This is a genomic window from Sinorhizobium chiapasense (assembly GCF_036488675.1).
Classification (GTDB): domain Bacteria; phylum Pseudomonadota; class Alphaproteobacteria; order Rhizobiales; family Rhizobiaceae; genus Sinorhizobium; species Sinorhizobium chiapasense.
Map to the genome: position 1 here is coordinate 2,338,440 of NZ_CP133148.1, position 22,477 is coordinate 2,360,916.

Annotated in this window: 19 protein-coding genes; 8 read left to right on the forward strand and 11 right to left on the reverse strand. The window is 63.4% G+C overall.

Annotated features, from left to right (window positions below; translation table 11 throughout):
* Positions 1 to 107: 107 nt before the first annotated feature.
* The 8 genes from RB548_RS11380 to gfa all read right to left on the reverse strand — a co-directional run bounded on the left by RB548_RS11380 (position 108) and on the right by gfa (position 10,254).
* Positions 108 to 1,406, reverse strand: a complete 1,299-nt coding sequence (locus RB548_RS11380; RefSeq protein WP_331371425.1) for a DUF445 domain-containing protein — start codon at positions 1,404 to 1,406, stop codon at positions 108 to 110.
* 180 nt (positions 1,407 to 1,586) lie between these two features.
* A complete protein-coding gene (locus RB548_RS11385; RefSeq protein WP_331371426.1) occupies positions 1,587 to 3,320 on the reverse strand; it encodes an adenylate/guanylate cyclase domain-containing protein in 1,734 nt (577 codons plus the stop codon).
* A 446-nt stretch (positions 3,321 to 3,766) separates the two neighbouring features.
* Positions 3,767 to 4,504, reverse strand: a complete 738-nt coding sequence (locus RB548_RS11390) for an NUDIX domain-containing protein (protein WP_331371427.1) — start codon at positions 4,502 to 4,504, stop codon at positions 3,767 to 3,769.
* 2 nt (positions 4,505 to 4,506) lie between these two features.
* Positions 4,507 to 5,613, reverse strand: coding sequence for an endonuclease/exonuclease/phosphatase family protein (locus tag RB548_RS11395; RefSeq protein ID WP_331371428.1), 1,107 nt, complete (start codon positions 5,611 to 5,613; stop codon positions 4,507 to 4,509).
* A 202-nt stretch (positions 5,614 to 5,815) separates the two neighbouring features.
* Complete coding sequence (locus tag RB548_RS11400) at positions 5,816 to 6,736, reverse strand: ketopantoate reductase family protein (RefSeq protein WP_331371429.1); 921 nt, start codon at positions 6,734 to 6,736, stop codon at positions 5,816 to 5,818.
* Positions 6,737 to 6,943: 207 nt separating this feature from the next.
* Positions 6,944 to 8,614, reverse strand: coding sequence for an arylsulfatase (locus tag RB548_RS11405; protein WP_331371430.1), 1,671 nt, complete (start codon positions 8,612 to 8,614; stop codon positions 6,944 to 6,946).
* Between the two features lie 170 nt (positions 8,615 to 8,784).
* Complete coding sequence (locus RB548_RS11410) at positions 8,785 to 9,564, reverse strand: SDR family NAD(P)-dependent oxidoreductase (RefSeq protein ID WP_331371431.1); 780 nt, start codon at positions 9,562 to 9,564, stop codon at positions 8,785 to 8,787.
* 114 nt (positions 9,565 to 9,678) lie between these two features.
* Positions 9,679 to 10,254 carry an S-(hydroxymethyl)glutathione synthase gene (gene gfa / locus RB548_RS11415; RefSeq protein ID WP_331371432.1) on the reverse strand — a complete coding sequence of 192 codons (576 nt, stop codon included), beginning with the start codon at positions 10,252 to 10,254 and terminating at the stop codon, positions 9,679 to 9,681.
* Positions 10,255 to 10,481: 227 nt separating this feature from the next.
* Here gfa and RB548_RS11420 point away from each other — a divergent pair, with 227 nt between their 5' ends.
* Together RB548_RS11420 and RB548_RS11425 are read left to right on the forward strand one after the other, a co-directional pair.
* Entirely contained in the window at positions 10,482 to 12,026 is a 1,545-nt protein-coding gene (locus RB548_RS11420) for a DUF1254 domain-containing protein (RefSeq protein WP_408642369.1), read from the forward strand.
* Entirely contained in the window at positions 11,923 to 12,954 is a 1,032-nt protein-coding gene (locus tag RB548_RS11425) for a DUF1214 domain-containing protein (protein ID WP_331371433.1), read from the forward strand. Before RB548_RS11420 ends, RB548_RS11425 begins: the two co-directional genes overlap by 104 nt.
* 27 nt (positions 12,955 to 12,981) lie before the next feature.
* Here RB548_RS11425 and RB548_RS11430 read toward each other — a convergent pair whose 3' ends face one another.
* On the reverse strand, positions 12,982 to 14,175 hold the full coding sequence (locus tag RB548_RS11430; RefSeq protein WP_331371434.1) for an ABC transporter substrate-binding protein: 1,194 nt from the start codon (positions 14,173 to 14,175) through the stop codon (positions 12,982 to 12,984).
* A 275-nt stretch (positions 14,176 to 14,450) separates the two neighbouring features.
* On the opposite strand from RB548_RS11430, the gene RB548_RS11435 reads away from it, so the two are divergent.
* From RB548_RS11435 to RB548_RS11450, 4 genes are read left to right on the forward strand one after another with little or no spacing between them, the layout of a single operon-like run.
* Positions 14,451 to 15,095: a lysophospholipid acyltransferase family protein gene (locus RB548_RS11435; protein WP_331371435.1), complete on the forward strand. Its 645-nt coding sequence runs from the start codon at positions 14,451 to 14,453 to the stop codon at positions 15,093 to 15,095.
* Positions 15,092 to 16,042 (forward strand): phosphatidate cytidylyltransferase, encoded by a 951-nt coding sequence (locus RB548_RS11440; protein ID WP_331371436.1) that lies wholly within the window; start codon positions 15,092 to 15,094, stop codon positions 16,040 to 16,042. The genes RB548_RS11435 and RB548_RS11440 overlap by 4 nt, the downstream gene beginning before the upstream one ends.
* On the forward strand, positions 16,039 to 16,434 hold the full coding sequence (locus RB548_RS11445) for a hypothetical protein (RefSeq protein WP_331371437.1): 396 nt from the start codon (positions 16,039 to 16,041) through the stop codon (positions 16,432 to 16,434). The genes RB548_RS11440 and RB548_RS11445 overlap by 4 nt, the downstream gene beginning before the upstream one ends.
* Positions 16,431 to 17,081 (forward strand): CDP-alcohol phosphatidyltransferase family protein, encoded by a 651-nt coding sequence (locus RB548_RS11450; protein ID WP_331371438.1) that lies wholly within the window; start codon positions 16,431 to 16,433, stop codon positions 17,079 to 17,081. Before RB548_RS11445 ends, RB548_RS11450 begins: the two co-directional genes overlap by 4 nt.
* A gap of 166 nt (positions 17,082 to 17,247) precedes the next feature.
* On the opposite strand, the gene RB548_RS11455 is transcribed toward RB548_RS11450, so the two are convergent.
* Complete coding sequence (locus tag RB548_RS11455; RefSeq protein WP_331371439.1) at positions 17,248 to 17,814, reverse strand: TetR/AcrR family transcriptional regulator; 567 nt, start codon at positions 17,812 to 17,814, stop codon at positions 17,248 to 17,250.
* A 4-nt stretch (positions 17,815 to 17,818) separates the two neighbouring features.
* Positions 17,819 to 18,292 (reverse strand): nuclear transport factor 2 family protein, encoded by a 474-nt coding sequence (locus tag RB548_RS11460; RefSeq protein ID WP_331371440.1) that lies wholly within the window; start codon positions 18,290 to 18,292, stop codon positions 17,819 to 17,821.
* Between the two features lie 294 nt (positions 18,293 to 18,586).
* On the opposite strand from RB548_RS11460, the gene RB548_RS11465 reads away from it, so the two are divergent.
* Both RB548_RS11465 and RB548_RS11470 read left to right on the forward strand, forming a co-directional pair.
* Positions 18,587 to 19,063 (forward strand): VOC family protein, encoded by a 477-nt coding sequence (locus RB548_RS11465; RefSeq protein ID WP_331371441.1) that lies wholly within the window; start codon positions 18,587 to 18,589, stop codon positions 19,061 to 19,063.
* Between the two features lie 1,154 nt (positions 19,064 to 20,217).
* Complete coding sequence (locus RB548_RS11470; protein ID WP_331371442.1) at positions 20,218 to 22,425, forward strand: adenylate/guanylate cyclase domain-containing protein; 2,208 nt, start codon at positions 20,218 to 20,220, stop codon at positions 22,423 to 22,425.
* The last annotated feature ends 52 nt before the right edge of the window (positions 22,426 to 22,477 follow it).

Sequence of the window (22,477 nt, forward strand, 5' to 3'; positions counted from 1 at the left end):
ATTCGGCGCTGCGCGTTGATTGCACGCCTAACGCGATTCCAGGGAAAATGTGCAACGGCTTTCCGTCCGGAATTGCGTGGATTCAGCAGCCTCGAGCGCGGCTCAAATCATCCGAGCAATTGAGACGCCAGGAAGATGCAACACCCTGCGATAGCGCCGACGATGGTGCCGTTCATGCGGATATATTGGAGATCGCTGCCAACGACGAGTTCCAGGCGATCCACCAGCGTCCTCGTGTCCCAGCTCCTCACCACTTCCGCGACAAACGCACCGATCTCATGGCGCCACGAAATCAGATAGACGGTAAATCTCTCGAGAATTGCGTCGATATGCTTCAGCATCGTTGCGTCGGTCGCGAGCGCCCGGCCAACCAGCAGGCAGAGTTTCTCCACTGCCATCCGCGCTTTCGAGTCTGGCTGCGACAGGTCCTCGAGCATCGCACGTGAGCTCTTGCGCCATACCACGGCGACCCATGCCTTGACTTCCGGGTGCTCCAGAATGCGGTTCTTGAAGGCGTTGATCTGCTCACGCTGCGCCGGCGAATTGATCAGGTCATCGACCAGGTGATTGAGCGCCTCGCGGAACTTCAGCCGAACATCACTCTCGGGTTCGCGCAGGTCGTTCAGAAGCTCGGCGGAGCCCGTGACGATCGCGTTGGCGATCTTTCGGTCGATGGTCCGCGGAATCCACCAGCGACTGCGTTCCCGGACAAGTTGGAAGATCTGCTCGCGGTTCTCCTCCAGCCATTGGGAGGCAACGCCGAGCGCTCGCTCGAACAGCACGTCCGACTCGCCGCTTGCCGTCATTATACGAACGGCGCGGCCCATGACGGGTGCAATATCGGCCTGTTGCACCTGCTCGCCGACGCTCCGTCGCGCAAAGTCCTGCAGGTCCTTGTTGTCGAGCGTGCGAATGACATAGGGCAGCGCAGCCGCGACGGCCTCCGCAAGGACCGGCGCGGTTGCCGGGGCGGCAAGCCAGTCGGAAAGACGCTGCGCCGCCTGGGCGCTCCGCAACTTCCGCAGCAGCACCTCCTCGGTCAGAAAATGCCGTTCAAGGAAGCGGCCGAGCGTTTGACCGATGCGTTCCTGGTTGCTGGGTATGATCGCCGTATGAGGAATCGGAATCCCGAGCGGGTGGCGAAAGAGTGCGGTTACGGCGAACCAGTCGGCAAGCCCGCCCACAATGCCCGCCTCGGCGGTTGCGCGCAGCAGCCTTACGAGAAAGCCCGGCTGGGTGACGAGGTGCGTGCCGAGGAGGACTGCCCCCATGAAAACGAGGAGCGATGTCGCCAGAAGGCGGTTCCGGTTGAGGCGACGACGCAGGGCATCCTCGGCGACGGACGCTGTGCTGCCCTGCGGCGGCGCGACGAGGGTGTCGAGTGAGCGGGAACGATCCGATGACATGTCTACCTCTTTGGAGGCGGGTATCCAGCTGTTGCGCAAGGCAATGCCGTCCCACGCTCCGTGGCGAGCTGGTGCGACCGGGGTGACCTGCTTGGAGCAATCGCCGCTTACCCGCCCGAAATCGAGGAATGCTACCGTCGCGGCTCCGGTGCTGTCAAAAAACGGTCCGTTTTGACCGCCTCACTCCGGCAGGCCCGCCTTCAGCAAGCCCTGGCGGAACAGTTCGCGCTGCTCGGGCCGCTCCAGGAGCAGGCCGCGGTTGATGAAGTCTTCTGTCGAAAAATCCGGGCACAGTCTTAGAAGCCGCGCCTTCGCCTCATCGGTCGCGGCCGCATCCCCCGCCTGCGCGTAGCAGGCGACGAGGCGTGCGCAGGTGAAGGGGCCGGGATTGGGCAGCTCGTTCAGCGCCGCCGCCGCTTCGCCGTATCGCCCGAGAATATAGAGCGCGTTGCCAAGGGTAGCACTGTACCATGGCGGCGGGAACGGATTGAGCCGGAAGCCTTCGTCGATCCATCGCATCGCTTCCTCGATCTTGCCGCGCCGCGCCAGCAACCCGCCCATCTGCACCAGTGTGTTCGCATCGTTGGGGTTGAGCTGGTAGGCCCGGCGATAGTGCCGCTCTGCCAGATCGAACTCTCGACGGTTCGTGTGAATGAGCCCCAGCAGGCGCTCGCAGCCGCTCTCGCCCTCGTCGAGCAGGACCGCCTTTCGCGCAAGCGCGAGCGCAGCGTCGAGAATGTCTCGCGGCGCGTTGGCGTAGCCGTGGAGCGCGATCATGCTCAGTGCCAGATAAGCGTGGGCGAGCGCAAATTGCGGGTCGCGCTCAAGCGCCGCCCCGAACATCATGTGGGCCTGATGATTGTCGTCGGCGCCGTAGCTGCGCATATGCACGAGCCCGCGCAGGTAGAATTCGTAGGCCGCGAGGCTCGTCGTCGGCTTGCGCAGCGCCTGCCGGACATCGGCACTCTCGATCTGCCCGACGAGTGTCGAGACGATCATCTTGGTCACCTCGTCCTGGACGGCGAAAATATCGGTGACGCTGCGGTCGTAGTGCTCCGACCACAGGTGCTTTCCGCTTGTGGCCTCGACAAGCTGCGCCGTGATGCGGATCCGTTCGCCCGACCGTCGAACGCTGCCTTCGACGAGATAGGTGACGCCGAGCTTGATGCCAATCTCCCTCAGCCCCACCGCCTTGCCGCGAAAGCTGAAGGAAGAACTGGCAGCGATGACGGAGAGCGAACGAAACCGGGCAAGGCCGCCGATGATATCCTCGGTAATGCCGTCGCTGAAAAAATCCTGGTCCGGCGCTCCGCTTGAGTTCTCGAACGGCAGGATCGCGATCGACGTCCGCGCCGCCGGCGAAGACGTCGATGGCCCGGCCATCGGCGCGTGCCCCCAGTGCCAGACGTGAACGGGCCGCACGATGTTCTTCAGCGCGATCTCCCCGCCATCCCGGAAATCCAAACGGCACTTTGCGCCGAGTTGCCGGTGGACGATATCGGCGATGCATATGCCGCCCGGCTCTGCGGATGCCTCCAGGCGGGCGGCGACATTGACGCCGTCGCCGAGCAGATCGTCCCCTTCGATGACGACATCGGCCAGGTTGATGCCGATCCTGAAAAGGATGCGATCGTCAAGCACGACGTCCTTCTGATCCGACACCAGTTCTTCCTGAAGCGATATCGCACAGTCCACCGCTTCGACCGCCGAGCTGAAGACGACGAGCGAGCCGTCGCCCATCAGCTTCACGATGCGGCCGCCGCGTGCGGCGATATTCGGCGAGAGAATGGAAGCCTGCAATCGCTTCACGGCGTCGAGCGTGGAGGTTTCGTCGGCCTCCATCAGGCGGGAGTAGCCGACGATATCGGTCGCCATAATGACCGCAACTCGCCGTTCGACGCGCTCGTCCACCATCCCGCCTCTCCACACTATGCGGGATAGTTTAGCCCGTCCTCATAAAAGTCGAAAGGTAATCAAGCGAGGGAAAGCCTACAGCGCCGCGCGTCCAATCGGACGCCACACTACACGACAGTAGCGTACTGCTGCGTCGTCGGTCGCGGTACGGCAATGCTTTCCTCCGCTCGTCATTCCTGTGCTTGTCACAGGAATCCAGCCAGCCCAAGTCCTTGGGCTGAAAAGACTCTTCCGCGCCGCAGACGCGGCGCTGCTGGATCCCTGTGACAAGCACAGGGATGAGGGAAAAGCATCCAGCGAACCCAATTACGCTCCTGTCGTGTACTGCGATCAGACGCGTAAAGGACGCTGTAGCACTTTGAATTGCTGCATGTTTTCATCCTTAAATCGGCTACGGTTTAAGGAAACACGCAGTAGCGCCACGTGATCGGCAACGATGGCGAACACTATCTTCCGTTCTTCGCAAACAACCACTCAAGGATCGGCGGGATGAAATCTGGATAGTTGTGCGCCTGAGGATCCGGCCCGCGGATCGCCACCGCCTCGTCGACTTCCGGATGCGGGTCGGTCGCGACATGGTCGGCCACCCGCGCAACGAGTTCGTCGGCCGTCACCGCCAGCCGGTGGATTCGGAAGACTATGAGGGTGCCGTTCATGTGCACCGCGTGGTAGCCGCGCTCCGCTGTCGCCTCGGAGAGCTCGATGCCGGTCTCCTCCCGCACCTCGCGCGCAATGTTGCCGTCGAGGTCGCAGCGCCCGTCGACGATGTCCTCGGGCTCCAGCGAGCCGCCGGGGCTGTAGACCCGTCCCGCATTGGCCGTGTGGCTGCCCATGCGGATGGCAATCAGTGCACCGTCCGAGGAAAGGATCATCGGCATGCCGAAGATATGCAGGGCGCCGGGCGCGCGGCTCCTGCGCCACCAGAGAAAGGTCGAATAGGGAACGACGTGGCCGCTCGCGGCAATGCGCCCGTCCTCGATGCGGATCGTCCGCTGCAGCACCATCCTGCCATCAAAGAGGTGCGGGTTCGCGGCAATCTCGTGCTGCCAGCTTTCCTGCGCGCGCTCCACCTCGGCCATATGGAACGGATGCGGCTCCGGCGAAACATCGATCCGGACCGCCGAAATCGGGAAGATCGTGCCCTCGGCGGGCCATTCGGCGCGGTTGCTTTGAAGAAGGCTCATGTTCAGATATCCAGGGTGATCGCGACAGGGCAATGATCGGAGGCCTTCGGCCGGTCCCAGCCGGTGCGCGGATAGCGTTCCACCGCCTGCCCGTCCGGAAAGATCGTCCGGAACGGTTGGCCGGCGCGGATGATCTCCGGCACCCTGCCTGCGTTGCGGCTGGCGAGCGCCGGCGACAGCCAGATATAGTCAAGCTGGCAGAGATGCCGCTCCTCCGGCCCGCGGCTGTGGAACAGCGTCCAGCGGTCGAGCACCGGCCGGCGCAGCATCGGGTTTTCGACGAAGCCATCGAGCGTGAAGATGTCGAGCGCGCTTGCCGCCTCCTCGCTCGGCACGAATTCATAGCCGTTGCGCCGGTCGCCCCGGATCTCCACTTTCTCCTGGTAGTCGTTCATGTCGCCGCAGATCGCAAACATCTTGTCGGCGGTGCGGCCCCGCCCGAAGCGGCTTTCGATGATGTGGCGCACGGCCTTGGCCTCGGCGATGCGGAGCGGCATCGTCGCCTGCCGGCCGTCGAGCCCCTCGCGCGCTGGCCCCATCGACTTGAAGTGCACGACATAGAGCGTCAGCGGCCGGCCGCCGATCCTCAAGTCCACCTCCAGGCAGTCGCGCTTGAAGATGCGGTCGCCCGGCCGATTGGTTTGCGCCAGCTCGTCATTGAAGAGATCGAGGTCGGCATAGGTGAGCCCCGCATGGCTCTTCACGTCGAGGCACTCGATCGGCCGGCCGTCGCGCGTCTCCTCGCGCATCAGCACGGCGACATCGATGCCGCGCGAATCGTTGCCCTCGATCAGGTATTTCTGCCGGTAGCCGTTGCCGACCATGCGGAACAGATAGCCGTATTCGAAGGCCTGCAGCGCCGCCATGTTGTCGGCCTCCTGCAGGCAGAGGATATCCGCGTCGCAATCGGCGATCGCCAGCGCCGACATCTGCCGCGTGTCGTCCGTATGCGCGATCGTGCGGGCCTCCTCCAGCCGCTGGTACTCGGCCTCGCTCCTGACGTCGAACAGCCGCAGCACCCGATCCTGCTTCAACTGGTTGCGAAAGCCGGAAAAGTCGAAGCGGCTCATGAGGTTTTCGATGTTAAAGGTGGCAAGGCGAAGCGACATCAGGCAATTCCGTGAAACAAAGTGTCGCGGAGCTTAGGCATTGGGCGGCAAATGTCGAGGGGGTGCTTCTCTATGGTTCCGTCAGGGGTTTGTGGACGCTTTTTTCTCCCTCATCCCTGTGCCTGCCACAGGGATCCAGCAGCGCCGCGTCCGCGGCGCGGATGACTCGACTGTCTCGTGAGTCATGCCGGAACACCCGCCCTCACCGCGAAGCCGCGCCGTTTGCGTACAAATGAAGCGCCCGGTAGACCGCGGTATGCGCCGGCGTCGGCACGCCGAGTTGATGGCCGAGCGCGTGCATCCGGCCCGACAGCCATTCGAGCTCGATCCGCTTGCCGCGCTGAAGGTCGTTGGCCATGGAGGATTGTGTTTCCGGCGGCAGCATCTGCCAGAGCGACGTGGCCTGCTGCACATAGCCCTCCGGCATCGGATGGCCCTTGGCCGCGGCGATCGCCATGCCCTCGTCGCGCAACTGCTCCATGAATTTCCGGCCCTCCGGGTCGGCGACGATCGCGCCGATGCCGGAGCGCATCAGGCTGGTGCCGCCGGAAAAGGCCGCAAGGGTCACGAACTTCATCCACAGCACCGGCTCGACATCATCGACCACCTGGAGGGAGATTCCCTCGGCCCGGGCGCAGGCGTCGCGGAAGGCGGCGATCATCAGGTCGCTGCGCCCGCCGACCGTCATCTGCGTCATCCCGCTTGTCTGCTTGATCAGACCCGGCTCTTCCAGATAGGTGGAAATGTAGATGGCGCCGGCCACGACCTGCGGCCGTGGCACTGAGCGCGCGAGGATATCGAGCCCATCGACGCCGTTCTGCAACGTCAGGACGATCGTCTTCGGCCCGACCATCGGGGCGATCGCGGCCGCCGCTTGCTCGCTGTCGTAGAGCTTGACCGCGAAAATCACGAGATCGACGACGCCGATCTCGGCAGGATCGTCGGTGGCGTTGACATTCGGCAGGCTGACATTGCCGAGCGGGCTTTCGAGCCTGAGTCCGCGGCTGCGCATCGCGTAAAGATGCTCGCCACGCGCGATGAAAGTGACGTCTTCGCCCGCTTTCGCGAGCCTGAGGCCGATATAGCCCCCAATGCCGCCCGAGCCCATCACCGCGATCCGCATGGCTTCCCTCCCCGCGCTGTTGTCCGCGCAAGATATCAGCTTCTCCAGGTCACGGCACGATCAAATCACGCCCCGGCCGTCGCGCCTCTACTGCATGTTTCCTTAAATCGTTGCCGATTCAGGGATGAAAACAAGCAGCAATTCAAAGCGCTACAGCGTCCTTTGCGCGTCTGATAAGACGCGCGACGGCCGAAGCGATGGGGCGGATCACTCTCCGCCGGCCGAGCGCAGTTGCTCTTCAATCTTGCTGAGATTGAAGGAGCCCGGCGTCTGGCTCGGCGGATAGTCCTTCATGGACTGGAGGAAATTCGCCGCCAGCGCCTGGATCGGCACGATCACGAACACACGGTCGAGGAACCAGTCGTTATAGGTGTTCGAGTTGTGCTGGGCCTTCTCGAACGGGTCGCGCCGCAAGTTGAACAGCAGCGGCACGCGCAGTTCGGTGAAGGGCTCGCGCCAGACGCCGAACGCCTCGCCGCGGTTTTCGAGGAACACCGCCTTCCAGTCGTCATAACGCGCTGCAACCACCTGACCGTCGTCGTTGACGTACCAGAACTCGTGACGCGGCGACTGGTCGACCTTGCCTTCGAAGTAGTCGAGCTGGTTGTAGCCGTCGATGTAGTTGCGGTACGTCCGGCCATTGAGCTCGATCGTGTTCGCCAGCTTCTGCTTGATGTCAGGCTCGCCGGCGATGGCGGCGAAGGTCGGCAACCAATCCTCGTGGGAAACGATGCCGTTGGGCGTCTTGCCCGCCGGGAAGCGGCCGGGCCAGCGGGCAAAGGCAGGAACGCGATAGGCGCCTTCCCAGTTGGAGTTCTTCTCGCTCCGGAACGGCGTCGTGCCGGCGTCCGGCCAGGTGTTGTAGTGCGGCCCGTTGTCGGTCGAGTACATCACCACCGTGTCCTGGGCGATGCCGAGGTCGTCGAGCAGCTTCAAGAGTTCGCCGACATGCATGTCGTGTTCGACCATGCCGTCATGATACTCGTCGCCGCTAGGCCCCGAAATTCCGGTGTTCTGCTCCTTCACGTGCGTGCGGAAATGCATCCGCGTGCCGTTCCACCAGACAAAGAACGGCTTGCCGGCCTGATGCTGGCGGGTGATGAAGTCCTTGGCCGCGGCGACGGTCTCGTCGTCGATCGTTTCCATGCGCTTCTTGGTCAGCGGGCCGGTGTTTTCGATCTTCTGCGTCCCATCGGCGTTGGCCCAGCTGTGCAGAACACCGCGCGGTCCGAACTCTTCGAGGAACGTCTTGCCGTTGGCCAGCACGCGATCTCTCGGATAATCGCGGTTCTCCGGCTCCTCCTCGGCGTTCAGGTGATAGAGGTTGCCGAGGAACTCGTCGAAGCCGTGCATCGTCGGAAGGTGCTCGTCCCGGTCGCCCTGGTGGTTCTTGCCGAACTGGCCGGTCGCATAACCCTTGCTCTTCAAGACCGTCGCTATGGTCACGTCGGTCTTCTGCCAGCCTTGCGGAGCGCCGGGCAGCCCCACCTTGGTCATGCCGGTGCGGACCGGCACATTGCCGCCGATGAAGGCGGCGCGTCCCGCCGTGCAGCTTTGCTGGGCGTAATAGTCGGTAAAGGACAGGCCTTCGCGGGCGATGCGGTCGATGTTCGGCGTCTGGTAGCCCAACATGCCGCGGTTGTTGTGGCTGAAGTTCCAGGTGCCGATATCGTCACCCCAGATGACCAGGACGTTCGGCGGCTTGCCGGAGGGCGCGGTCGTTGCCTGCGCCTGCGCGGTCCCCGGCGAGGCTGCCGTTCCGAGAGCGGAGGTCACCGCGAGCGCTGTGCCGGCAAACAGGATCTCGCGCCGGCTGACGGCGCTTGTGCTGCTTTCCGGATCGGGATGCTTATCTGTATGGATCGTCTTGTCACGCATGGATATTCCTCCTTGGCCGCCGCATGATCGAGGACAAAATCATGCAGCAATTCAGAGTGTTACGGCGGCCTTTGCGCATGCGATGGCGCACGGGCGCCGTAGGCCCGGTTCGTCAGTCGTTCCTTCTTGTCATGCGGTACTTTTGAACGGCCACAGGGGGGGCCGTCGCCTCAGGCGACCGACCAGCCGCCATCGACCAGGAGATTAAGGCCGGTGATCAGCGAAGCGGCCGGCGAGGCCAGGAAGACCACTGCACCGACGACATCGTCGGTGTCGCCGATCCGGCCGAGCGGAATATGCCCCACGGTCCGGTCGTAGAAGTCCGCGTCAGAGAGCGCCGGCTTCGTCCCGTCGGTCCAGATGAAGGTCGGCGCAACGGTATTGACGGTGATGCCGTATCTTGCCCATTCGGCGGCGAGGCAGCGGGAGAGATGGTTGATCGCCGCCTTGCTCGTGCAATAGATCGCCTCGCCGCGCAGCGTTACCGTGCCCGCCTGCGAGCTGATGCTGATGATGCGGCCCGCCTTCCGAGCGATCATCTGCCGGCCGACCGCCTGCGTCATCAGGAATGTCCCCTTGATATTGACGTTCAGGATCTCGTCGAGATCGGCCTCGACGACATCCTCCGCCAGGTTGCCGGGCGCGACGCCGACATTGTTGACGAGCACGTCGATGCGCCCGAACATCGCGATCGCTTCGGCGACCGAGGCCTCGATGTCGGCGCGTTGCGAAAGATCGAGCCGGACGGGAAGGACTTTCCGCCCCATGTCCCGGATGTCGCCGATCAACTCCGCGGACGCGGCGATGTCGCGCAGGCCGAGCACGATATCCGATCCGGCGGCCGCGCAGGCGAGCGCACAGGCGCGGCCGATCCCGCGTGAGGCGCCCGTCACAAAGGTCACCTTGCCCTTGAGGCTGAAATCCGGCGCATGCTTGAGTTCGTTTGCCAAGGCTTGCCCTCCTCCAGCAATTCGCTGGCAAATGAATGGAGCGGAACGGATCGGATTCCTGCACCGGCCTCACTCGCCTGTGCGGAAATCGATTTTACCCGCCCGCTCTGCCGCTCACTGCTTCAGCGCCCCGCTCTTCTTCGCCACCCAGGTGGCGACATAGTCCATCAACTCGGGCGACAGGCAGTCGTAGGGCTCCAGCCCGATCCGCCTCAGGTGATTGCGCACACCGTTCATCTTCGCGGGATCGACACCGCTTTCAATGATCGAGGAGACGAAGGCGGCAAAGCCCGGTTCCGGCCAGCCGCTCTCCTCGAACCGTTCGGGATGGATGAAGTCAAGCCCCTGGAACGGGTGCTCGCGCTCCACCGGCCCGTACATGTGCACGCCGCATTCCTTGCAGGCGTGCCTCCGGATGAGCGCGGTCGGATCGACGATTTCGAGCTTGTCGCCGTTTTCGACAACGGTGACGCTGTCATGCGGTGCAACCGCGACGATCGAGAAGGCCGCACCCTTCGGCTTCCAGCATTTGGTGCAGCCGCAGGCGTGGTTGTGGGCGATCCCGCCGTTGACGCGGACCCTGACCGGACGGTCCTTGCAGGCGCAGACCAGCGTGCCGCCGCTGAATGTGGCGCTGCCCTTGGCCATGCCGGCGTCGAGATAAGGGTGTAATGGGACCGGATTTTCCATGCTTTCCTCCTTCGCCGGTTGTCTCGCCGGCGGTTCGGCGTCGGCGGCAACCTCGTGTTCACTCTCCCCTCCGGAATATACCACTGCACGCGCAATTGTCTTCGGGTGTGGAGGCCACGCGTGGCCACCCGGATGCCTCGCCGTCGTAACCGTAACGTACTTGCGCTTCGCCACCGCCGGCCGAAGATGGACGTATCCATCGCCAGTCCTCGCCGGAGGTTTTCGCCATGCTCGGACGACGCTCGTTTCTAATGATTTTGGCACTGTTTGCGGCGGCCCTGCCCGCGCCGCTGACGGCCGTGCGCGCGGCCGATCAGACGCTCTCTCCGGAGGAAGCCCGGGCGATCGCCAAGGAGGCCTATATCTACGGTTTCCCGCTCGTCGACAATTATCGCGTGCAATATTCCTATTTCGTCGACAAGAGCGACCCGGAATACAAGGCTCCCTGGAACACGCTCTTCAACACCGCGCGCGTCTACACCCCCGAGGACAAGGCGATCCAGACGCCGAATTCCGACACGCCCTATTCGTTCGTCGGCGCGGATCTGAGGGCAGAACCCCTCGTCTTTACCGTTCCCGCCGTCGAGACAGGGCGCTACTACTCGCTCCAGTTCATCGACCAGTACACCTTCAATTTCGCCTATGTCGGCAGCCGCGCCACCGGCAACGAGGCGGGGAAATTTCTGCTCGCCGGGCCGGGCTGGAAGGGCGAGACGCCGCCCGGCATCAAGCAAGTGATCCGTTCCGAAACCGACTTCGCCTTCGTGCTCTATCGCACCCAGCTCTTCGATTCGGCCGACATCGACAACGTCAAGAAGATCCAGGCCGGCTACGCGGTCGAGCCGTTGTCCCGCTTCCTGGGGCAGCCGGCGCCCCCCGCCCCCGCCACGATCGACTTCCCGAAGCCGCTGACGCGGGAGGAACAGAAGGCCTCGCCGGAATTCTTCGACGAACTGAACTTCATCCTGCAGTTCAGCCCCACACACCCGTCGGAGACGGAGATACGTGCGCGCTTTGCCGATCTCGGCATCGGTCCCGACATTACGTTCGATCCCGACACACTGTCTCCGGAGCAGCAGCAAGCCGTCAAGGACGGCATGGCCGAGGCCTGGGCGGCCTTCGACGATTTCAAGAAGAACGAGCTCGAAACCGGGAAGAAGACCAGCGGCGACACCGTCGGGACACGCGAGCACCTGAACGGAGATTACATCGCCCGCATGTCCGCCGCCGTGCTCGGCATCTACGGCAATTCCAAGGAAGAAGCGCTCTACCCGATCTACTTCACCGACGATCAGCAGCAACCGCTCACGGGCGCCAATCGGTACACGCTGCGCTTCGGTCCCGACGAGTTGCCACCGGTCAACGCATTCTGGTCGCTGACACTCTACGAACTGCCTGAGAGCCTGCTCTACGCCAATCCGCTCAACCGCTATCTGATCAACTCGCCGATGCTGCCTGGCCTCAAACGCGACGCCGATGGCGGCATCACGCTCCGGATCCAGCACGATTCGCCGGCTGCGGACGAGGACGCCAACTGGCTGCCCGCTCCGAGCGGCCCCTTCTTCACGGCCATGCGGCTCTACTGGCCGAAGCAGGAAGCGCTCGACGGACAGTGGAAGGCGCCGCCGCTTCAGAAATCGAACTGCCCCCCCGTGAGGAGGATGCATCATGACGACGAAATCCGCGTTCTTTTTCCTCGCGCTGGCGCTCGCGGTGGCGGGCGTTGCGCAGGCGCAAACCGCCGGCAACGCCGTGCCCGTCACGCCCGATAATTTTGTCCGGGCGGAGACCGACCTCTATTTCGGCGGCGTCCTCAAGGACGGCGGCTTCGGCAAGTTCTTCGTCAATCGCGAGCCGACCCCGATCGACAAACAGACCGTGATCCGCATGAACCGCGACACGCTCTATAGCGGTGCCGTGTTCGAGCTCGATGCCGCGCCGGTGACGGTCACCCTGCCAGATCCGGGCAAACGCTTCTTGTCGATGCAGGTGATCGACGAGGACCAGTACACGCCAAAGGTTGTTTACGGCGCCGGTAGCCATACGCTCAGCAAGGAAGAAATCGGCACGCGCTACGTGCTCGCCGCGATCCGCATCCTGGTCAATCCGATCGTTCCCGGCGACCTCGACGAGGTCCATGCGCTGCAGGACGCGATCAAGATCGAGCAGCCGGGCGGGCCAGGCAAGTTCGAGACCCCCAATTGGGATCACGAGAGCCAAGGGAAGGTGCGCCAGGCGCTGCTGGCACTCGCCGCCACCCTTCCCGATTCCAAGCACATGTTCGGCCCGAAGGGTAAAGTCGACCCGGTGAGGCGGCTGATCGGCGCGGCGTCCGTCTGGGGTGGCAACCCGGAAAAGGACGCGCTCTACCTGACTGTCACGCCCGAGAAGAACGACGGCAAGACCGTCTACAAGCTCGACGTCAAGGATGTGCCCGTCGACGGCTTCTGGTCGATCAGCGTCTACAACGCCAAGGGCTATTTCGAAGAGAACAGCGAAAACGCCTATACGCTCAACAATCTCACCGCCAAGGCCGGCGACGATGGCGCCGTCGCGATCCAGTTCGGCAATTGCGACACCCAGACCGTCAACTGCCTGCCGATCACGCCCGGCTGGAACTACCTGGTGCGGCTCTACCGGCCGCGCGAGGAAATCCTGAACGGCTCATGGAAATTCCCGGAGCCGCAGCCGGTGAATTAATGCAGTTTGCGTGGTTTCAGCGTTCGGCTACTGCGGAACGGGAGCCGGGCAAAGCCCGCTGTCGTTGGACGACATCGGGCCGAAACTTTCTTCGGGCGGGCGGCATTCAAACTTCGCGCCGACGATGCCGTCCCAGCCTTTCATGATGATCTCCCGCGCCCTTTCCTGCTCGTCGACGCTCGGAAAGGCCGGATCTGCATAGCCCACGCCGCCCTCGAATTGCGGGAGGCTATTCCGCAATTCGGCCGGCAGCTTTCCGTTGCGCACGAGGTCCGCAAGACGGATCGGCGAACAATGGCCCTTCAGGAAGGCGAGTTGCACTTCGTCCGAGTACAGATATTCCATCCATAGCCGGGCGGCATTCGGGTGCAGAGCCCGGGCACTGATCGCCTGCACATAGACGCCCGCGACGGCGCCGGTCTCCGGCCTGACGATCTCGACCTTGGTTTTCCCCGCAAGACGGTCACGGTCGCCGAGCGCCAGATAGTCCCAGCGGATGAGGATCGGCGTACGGCCGTCGGCAAGCGAGCGGGCATCGCCGACGATCGGAACGAAATTGCCCTTGCGGTGGAGGTCGGCAAAGAACTCGAGCCCCCGATCGGCGGCTTCGTCCATATTGCCCTTCGCAGCCGAAAGGCCCGCGGCGAACACGCCCTGGATCGCCTGGTTCGAGAAGATGTCGCCGGCGAGGCTGACGCTGTTCCGGTATTCAGGGGCGAGAAGGTCGGCCCAGTCCTGCGGCGACTGCTTAACGAGGTTCGCGTTGATCTCGAAAACGACCACGCCGTAATAATCGCCATACCAGTATCCGTCCGCGTCCTTGGCGGCGTCCGGAATCGTGTCCCAGGTCGAAACCTTGTAGGGCTGCAGTAGGCCCTCCCTCTTCGCCGACGGGGCGAAGGAGAGACCGATATCGATGACGTCCGGCATCTCAGCGCCGGTCTTTCCCGGCTGTTGCGTGATGGCCTCGATCTCTTTGGCGGACGGGGCGTCAGGCTGAAGTTCGCTGACGCTCAGCCTGTATTTCGTGGCAAAGCCGTCGATGATGCCGCCGTATCCGCACCAGTCGCGCGGCAGCGCGATGACGCTAAGCTGCCCCTCTTTCTTGGCGGCCGCCACCAACTCGTCCATCGCGTCCGCGGATGCCGTCGGGGCGAATGCCACAAAGGCACGCGCCGCTGCCACCGCCGCCAGGAATATCGCACCCCACCTTCGCCTCATGGCCGTCCCCCTTCCGACTTATGGACAGCGGCGGGAAAAAGTTTAGCAGCTTCTAAAAGTCTCAGGAAGCACCGTCGCATGCCCCGCTCCTCACCAAACAAGGCGTCTTTTCTGCCGCAACGGTCGTGCTACAGTTTGCTTTACAGCGCCGCGCGTCCAACCGAACGCGCAAAGGTCGCTGTAGCGCTTTGAATTACCGCATGATTCCTCAAATCGATTCCGATTTGAGGAATCATGCGGTAGCGTCACGGGGCTGACCGGGGGGTGGAATCCAGATGAAGGCTTTGGTTGCGAAGGTCGCTGCGGCTGCCTTCGTCCTGTTTGCCCGCGCGATAACCGCGGTTCGCGCCATCTGGTCGGAAGAAGGATTGCCGGCCAAGCCTTGTGTTTATTTTGCCAATCATTCTAGCCACGGCGATTTCGTCCTGGTCTGGGCCGTGCTGCCGCCGCGGCTCAGGCATCGGACCCGCCCCGTCGCCGGCGCCGAGTACTGGCTGAAATCGCATACCAACGCCTTCATCGGGCGCGACGTTTTCAACGCAGTGCTGATCGAGCGCGACCGGGAGAAGCGGACGCAGGATCCGATCGCGCTGATGGTCTCTGCTATCGATGACGGCTCGTCGCTGATCCTCTTTCCCGAGGGCACGCGAAACCAGACCGAGGAGAGACTGCTGCCCTTCAAGAGCGGCATCTTCCATCTGGTCGATCAGCGCCCGGAGGTCGATCTCGTGCCGGTCTGGATCAACAATTTGAACCGCGTCATGCCGAAGGGCGAGATCGTGCCGATCCCGCTGATCTGCACCGTCACCTTCGGCAACGCGCTCCGCATCGCGCCCGGCGAAGACAAGGAAGTATTTCTCGATCGGATGCGCGTCGCTCTGCTGGCGCTCGCGCCGAAACCGGTGGGGAGCGGCGAATGACTGCGGCAAGCTCCGATCTCGTCACCCTCGTCCTCGGCATCTTCGGCGTGCTGATCGTCGCCTCGGCGGTCGGCTACCTGCTGGAGCGGCGTCTCGCGACCGACGGACCGAATGCAGCGGTCGAGAACCTCAATGCCCGCATCCGGGCCTGGTGGGCCATGGTCATCCTGATCGGCCTCGCCTTCATCGCCGGCCGCGTCGGCGTCCTCGTCCTCTTCGCGTTCTGCTCCTTTGCGGCGCTGAGGGAATTCATCACGCTGATCTACACCCGGCGCGCCGACCATTGGGCGCTTGCCTCGGCCTTCTTCCTCGTCCTGCCGATCCAGTATTACCTGCTCTGGGCCGAGGAGTACGGCATCTTCTCGATCTTCATCCCCGTCTATGCCTTCCTGCTGATGCCGATCATTTCGGTGCTGCGGGGTGATACGGAGCGCTTTCTGCTTCGCGTCGCCGAAGTGCAATGGGCCCTGATGATCTCAGTCTTCTGCGTCTCGCACGTGCCGGCGCTGCTGACCCTCGACATACCCGGCTACGAGGGGCGCAACGTGCTGCTGATCGCCTTCCTGGTGATCGTCGTCCAGCTAAGCGATGTGCTGCAATATGTCTGGGGCAAGCTCTTCGGCCGCACCAAGATCGCGCCGAACCTCTCGCCGTCGAAGACGGTCGAGGGCTTTGTCGGCGGCGTTGCCAGCGCCACGCTGATCGGCGCCGCGTTGTGGTGGATCACGCCGTTCACGCCGCTCCAGGCGGGCCTCCTGTCGTTCATCATCACCCTCATGGGCTTTCTCGGAGGACTGGTGATGTCGGCGATCAAGCGCGATCGCGGCGTCAAGGACTGGGGTCATCTCATCGAGGGTCATGGCGGGCTGATCGACCGGCTCGATTCCGTCGTCTTCTCGGCGCCGATCTTCTTCCACATCGTGCGCTACTGGTGGTCGCTCTCATGAGATCCGTGTTGAGGGGCTGGGCGCGCAGCAGCACCGTGCATGTGCTCTTCGCCTTTCTGGCCATGGGCGGCTGGGCCGTCTTTGCCAACAGCGCTCATCCCATGCCGCAGCCGCTTGTTTCGGGCCTCCTGCAAGGGGCGCTGTCAGCCGGCCTCACGCTTTTCCTCAAGTCCGTGATCGACGGCCTCTCGAAGCGCTTCGACGGCGCCGCGCGCTTCTGGGCGCCACCGCTGATTGCCTGCCTCGGCTCGGCAAGCCTGCTGGTATCGCTCCACGCTCTCGGCGGAACGCCCGAAATACTCAAGACCGTCGCGGTTCCGCTGCTGGTCTCGACGACCTACGCGTGGACCTATGCGTATTCGATCTCCAGGAAGAGAGGCGTGGAACCATGACCGAGACAGGCGACCGGCGGCCGCTCGCAAGCCGCAACACGCGCTGGGCCGGCGCGATCGCCCGATGGATGGCGGCGCAGGCGATCACGCCCAACCAGATCTCGCAGGCGAGCATGGTAGCCGCAGCCCTCGCCGGCGGCGCGTTCTTCCTGGCGGGCCAGAGCATGGGCGCGTCGCGGATCGTCTACCTGCTTTCGGCGGCCTTGTTCTGCCAGCTCCGGCTGCTCTGCAACCTCTTCGACGGCATGGTCGCCGTCGAGGGCGGCAAGGGCGAGCCGGATGGCCCCTTCTGGAACGAGTTTCCGGATCGTGTCGCCGACCTCTTGATACTCACGGGGCTCGGCTATGGCATCGGCGCGCCGGGCCTCGGCTGGGCGGCTGCCGCCTTGGCCGTCCTCACCGCCTATGTCCGCGAGCTTGGCCGCGCCACCGGAAACCCGAGCGATTTTTCCGGGCCGATGGCCAAGCAGCACCGCATGGCGACGGTCACCGCCGCCGCAGTCATTTCCATCTTCGAGCCCCTGTGGCAGGGCCACAACGAGGTGCTGACGATCGCTCTTTGGGTGGTCGCCCTCGGCGCGGCGCTGACGGCGTTCCGCCGCGGACGGACATTGGTCCGCCGGCTGAAAGAGCCGGGCGAGCACTGATCCAACCACTGTCGGTCGGCCCGCGGAAGGCTGCGGCAAAGTGCATGCGGCTCAATCCCACCTCGCACGCCATGTCGCCAAGCGCGAGCGGCGACGAGCCGCCACGGTGCAAGCGCCGTGCGGCAGCGTCCGGCGTCTGAGCGGCCCCGCCAATGGAACCACCAGTTCAACCCTTCCCCGCGTGCAGCCGCGCCTCGACCCGCGCCAGCGCGCGTTCGAACACCGCCGTATCGTCGAGCGCGCGGCCGAGAACCAGTGCGCCCTGAATGGCGATCACCGCCTCTTCGGCAAGGTCGCCCGCGGTGGCCGGGTCGTTGCCGGCCCTCTCGAGAGCCATGGCGAGTGCCGCCCGCCACCCGGCAAAATAGCCACGGACCTGATCGGCGAAGCGGTCGCGGACATTGTCGAGCGCGAAGGCGCCGACCAGACAGACACGGCGGCCGGAGCGGAAATAAGCCGCCATCGACTGGCACATGGCGCTGATCGCCGTGTGCGGGTCCTCCGCCTCGCGAAGCGGCAGGTAGACGTGCTGCTCGAACCATTGGTCGATTTCGCGGAGCACCGTCGTCGCCATCTCCTCCTTTCCGCCCGGGAAGAAGTGATAGAGGCTGCCCTTGCCGAGCCCGGTCTTCTCGCTGATGACCGAAAGGCTCGCGCCTTCGAAGCCATGCTCCCGGAAAATCTCGGCCAGGACAGGGATGACGTCCGAGCGCTCCGCGACGGTCTTTGCCATGATGTTACAATCCGAGTTCCGAAAGGCCGGGATGATCCGCCGGCCGAGGCCCGGACCTGTCCCAGAAGAACTTCCGGTCCGCTTCCTTGATCGGCATGTCGTTGATGCTGGCGTAGCGCGTATGCATCAAACCGTTTTCATCGAACTCCCAGTTCTCGTTACCGTAGGCGCGATACCAGTTGCCGGAGTCATCGCGATGCTCATAGGCGAAGCGCACCGCGATGCGGTTGCCGTCATGCGCCCAAAGCTCTTTGATCAGGCGATATTCGAGCTCCTTATTCCACTTGCGCGTCAGGAAAGCGACAATCGCCTCACGGCCCTCCACGAATTCAGCGCGGTTGCGCCAATGGCTGTCGACGGTATAGGCGCGCGACACCCTTTCCGGATCGCAGCTGTTCCAGCCGTCTTCGGCCGCACGGATCTTTTGAATGGCCGTCTCGCGGGTGAAAGGCGGCAGCGGCGGGCGTTGTTCGGACATCTTCATCTCCTTGTTTATGTACTGATCGGTAAACTGTGTATCAATCGGTACAGTCGGCACTCAACCAAGTCAATGCCGACGTTTCGCGCACCGCCAATTTGTCGTGCGAATTTGAAAAACACTTAGCGCCAGGAATGCGGTCACGCTGAAAGCTCCTTGCCGTTTCGGCACGGACCGGCGTGATCGGGCGGGTGTGCAAAAATTCGTTGGGCCTTGCTGTCGGAAGCGGCGAAGCGGAAGCGTCCTAGATAGAACCGGATACCGGTTGAGATACGCAAACAGGAGGCTTTCCCCATGTCCAAGGTCATCTCTCACCTCTGGTTCGCCGAGAACGCCCGTGAGGCCGTGAAATTCTACGTGTCGGTCATCCCGAACTCCTCGATCGGTCGCGAAACGACTATTCCCGCCGAGACGCCGAGCGGCCCTCCCGGCAGCGTATCGATCATCGAATTCAAGCTGGACGGTCAGGCTTTCATCGCGCTCGAAGCCGGCCCGCTCGACCCCTTCAACCATTCCTTCTCGATCCAGGTCGAATGCGACAGCCAGCAGGACGTCGACCGCATCTGGGACGCCTTCATCGGCAACGGCGGCGAGGCAGAGCAGTGCGGCTGGCTGAAGGACCGCTGGGGGCTCTCCTGGCAGATCGTGCCGCGTGCGCTCGGCGAAATGGTCGCCCACCCGGACCGCGAACGTGCCAAGCGTGCAACGGAAGCGATGCTCGCCATGGTCAAGATCGACGTCGCCGCGCTCGAACGCGCCTTTAACGGCTAGAGCGGGATGAGGAAAAGTGTGTGCGGTTTTCCGCCCGCACCCCGCTCTAACTTATTAGAATCGATCACGTTCATGATTTTAGGTCGATCCGACCTAAAATCATCGTGATCTAGGACGCCGTGCGTTCAAATGAACGCACAAAGGACGCTCTAGCACTTTGATTCTGGAGCGTCGCATTTGCGTCGGCGCGAGCCATCTCTGCTCCCCTTTCGGGGATCGGTTGGATCGCGGCGCCGCGCACTCGTTCGGAGACGCGAAAAACTGCCTGTAACGATTTGAATTTGCGGACGATTCCTCACGTCCCCATCTCGGTTCTGGAAGCCCCGCGGCAGGCTCAACGTTTCGGATTTTGGACTGATTGCGGAGCGACCGTCGTCGCACGGAAGACAATCGTGTTTCGTTACAGATCGCCCCTAAAAGTTACTGGACCGGCGCATTGGATTTGGCAAATATGAGCACGCAAATCCGTGAGAATTCTTTTCTAAGAATTCATTTCAGTAGCCATTTAGATCAGAGCTCGCTGCCGTCAGTCGGGCTCTGATTGGGAGTGCGAACTCACAGGAATGGCGGCGGTTCCCGAGGGGGGTATAAACGGATTGGCCCGAAGTTTTCGTCGGGCGGGCACGGCGTTTCTGGCAATAGATGAGCGCCAGTAGGTTGGCAGGCATTTCGTCGCAAACTACCATCAGAGTCCGTTCCTGCGGGGCGGGCTCTGTTTTTGTGTTCCGGGGCATGTATCCTTAAATCGTATCCGATTTAACGATAAAACATGCAGCAATTCAAAGTAAGACGGTAGTCAGCGCATTCTTATCACCTTGAGCAGATCGCTCAGCTGACGTCCGCAAGGACGCCGTCTGCCGGCCACAACCTCAACGTCAGCGCGCCTGCTATCCGGCCACGTCCAGGGCCGCCGCCACTCGCCCGTGCGGCCGCGCCCCGCCGCCGCAATGGCGTCGGAGAAGCGCCTGCTGTAAGCTGTTGCGAAAGATGTGGGGCCGATTCCCGCTCAAATCTCTTTCTGATCTTACGGCGCCGCGCGGTTTTTCCGATGTGCGGCGGTCACTGTAACAGTTTGAATGACGGCATGAATTATCATGCCGAGGAAGCCGGCGGAGTACACGCACTGCGGGAAAGCCGCGCATGGAAGACCGGGCATGGAGCGCCGTCTCGCAGCCATCCTGATTGCCGATGTCGTCGGATACAGCCGCTTGAGCCGGATCGACGAAGAGGACACGCGCATCCGCTTCCAGGCGAATTTTGTCGAGGTCTTCGAGCCGCAGATCGCCGAACATCACGGGCGCCTGGTCAAGACAATGGGCGACGGCCTGCTCGTCGAGTTCCACAGCGTCGTCGATGCGCTTCGCTGCGCCGTGGAGGTGCAGCGGCAAATGGCCCGACGCAATGCCGGCACGCCGCCGGATCGTCGGCTCGATTTCCGCATCGGCGTCAACCTCGGCGACGTCATCGTCGAGGGCGACGATATCCACGGTGACGGCGTCAACATCGCCGCCCGGCTGGAGCCGCTCGCCGAACCGGGCGGCATCGCGATTTCCGGCTCCGCCTACGACCAGCTGAGGACGAAGCTTGCCGTCGGCTTCGTCTCGCTCGGCGAGCAGAAGGTGAAGAACATCCCGGAGCCGGTGCGGGTCTATCGCGTCGTGCTCGATCCGGCGGCGGCGGGCAAGACGGTCGCCGTGCGCAAGACCCGTAGCACCTGGCTCGCTGCCGCGGCGGCCGGCGCCAGCATGCTCGCGGGAGCCTTGCTCTGGTGGCAGCCGTGGACGCTGTTCTGGCCCGAGCCCGCTCCCCAGCGCATCGCCTATCCGCTGCCGGACAAGCCTTCGGTCGCGGTGCTGCCTTTCATCAATGTCAGCGGCGATGAGACGCAGGACCATCTGGCGCAGGGCCTGACCGACGATCTGATCACCGAGCTCTCGAAGGTCTCCGGCCTCTTCGTCATCGCCCGTCATTCGGTCCTTGCCGTGCGCAGTTCCGAGACGAACATCCAGGACGTCGCGTCCGAGCTCGGCGTCCACTACGTGCTCGAAGGCACATTGCAACGGGCGGATATGCGGCTGCGCATCAATGTCAAGCTGATCGACGCGACCACCGGCCACTCGCTCTGGGCCGAGCGCTACGATCGCCAATACAGGGATATCTTCGCGGTCCAGGACGATGTCATCGGCAAGATCACGTCAGCCCTCGAGGTCAAGCTCAGCCAGGGTGAGCAGGATCAGCTCGCCCGCATACCGACCGACAATCTGGAAGCCTACGACAATTATCTCAGGGCCGAGCAGGAAGGGCTGATCTACAGCGACGTCAACACCTATCGCCGCACGCTCTCGTTCTACCAGAAGGCGATCGACCTCGATCCGCGTTTCGCCAACGCCCATGCCGGCATCGCCCGCGTCGCCGTCGATGTCTGGCGCAACGACTACAACTATCTCTGGTCCGCGGCGGTCGCCCGCAAGATCGCCTATGACGCCGCCGGCGAGGCGCTGAAGCTCGACCCGAACAATGCCCGCGCGCATACCGTGCTTGCCCTGTTGCAGCTCGTCGACGGTCGCGCCACCGAGGCGCTCGATTCCGCCAATCGCGCGGTCGCCGCCCAGCCGAGCGACGCGGAGGCCTACGGCAATCTGGCGCTGATCCTTGCCCATACCGGCAGCCACCAGCAGGCGATCGGAGAGATGCAACGGGCCTTGCGGCTCGACCCCTCGCCGCCGCCGAGCTTCCAGCTGCTCGCTGGCATCGTCTTCTACACCGCCCGCGACAACGACCGCGCCATCCCGCTGATCGAAACGGCGAGCCACGCACTGCCCGATGCCGAGCCCGCCCATGAATATCTCGCCGCGGCCTATGCCCATCGTGGCGATGCGGCGCGAGCAGCCGACGAGGCCGGAAAGCTGAAGGCGCTCTTTCCGGAGGCGAATTTCACCTATTACAGCTATCTTTATGACTACTGGAACAGGGGGGATCTGGCCTACCACCTCTCCGGACTGAAAGCGGCGGGCATGCCCGAATGGCCCTTCGGTTTTGCGGGATCGGCCGCCGACCGCCTCGCCGGGGCCAATCTCGCCGGCCTCACCGCCGACAAGACCTGGATCGGCAAACACAAGAACGGCACCGAGTTCATCCAGGCTTTCGACAGGGCCGGCAACACCGCCTATCGCACCGCCAACACCAGCATCACCGGCATCGCGGAGATCCGGGGCGATCAGCTCTGCGAAAAGATCGGCGGCTATTTCCTCGACCGCATGGTCTGCGGCTATGTCTATCGCAACACCACGGGCGAGCAGACCGACATGGACTACATCCACGTCACCCCGCAGGCGCTCAAGTTCTTTTCGCTGGAGCGGTGAACACGGAGACGGTGGCGCCCGCCCCATCCGCCTCGTCAAGCGAGTTGGGGGC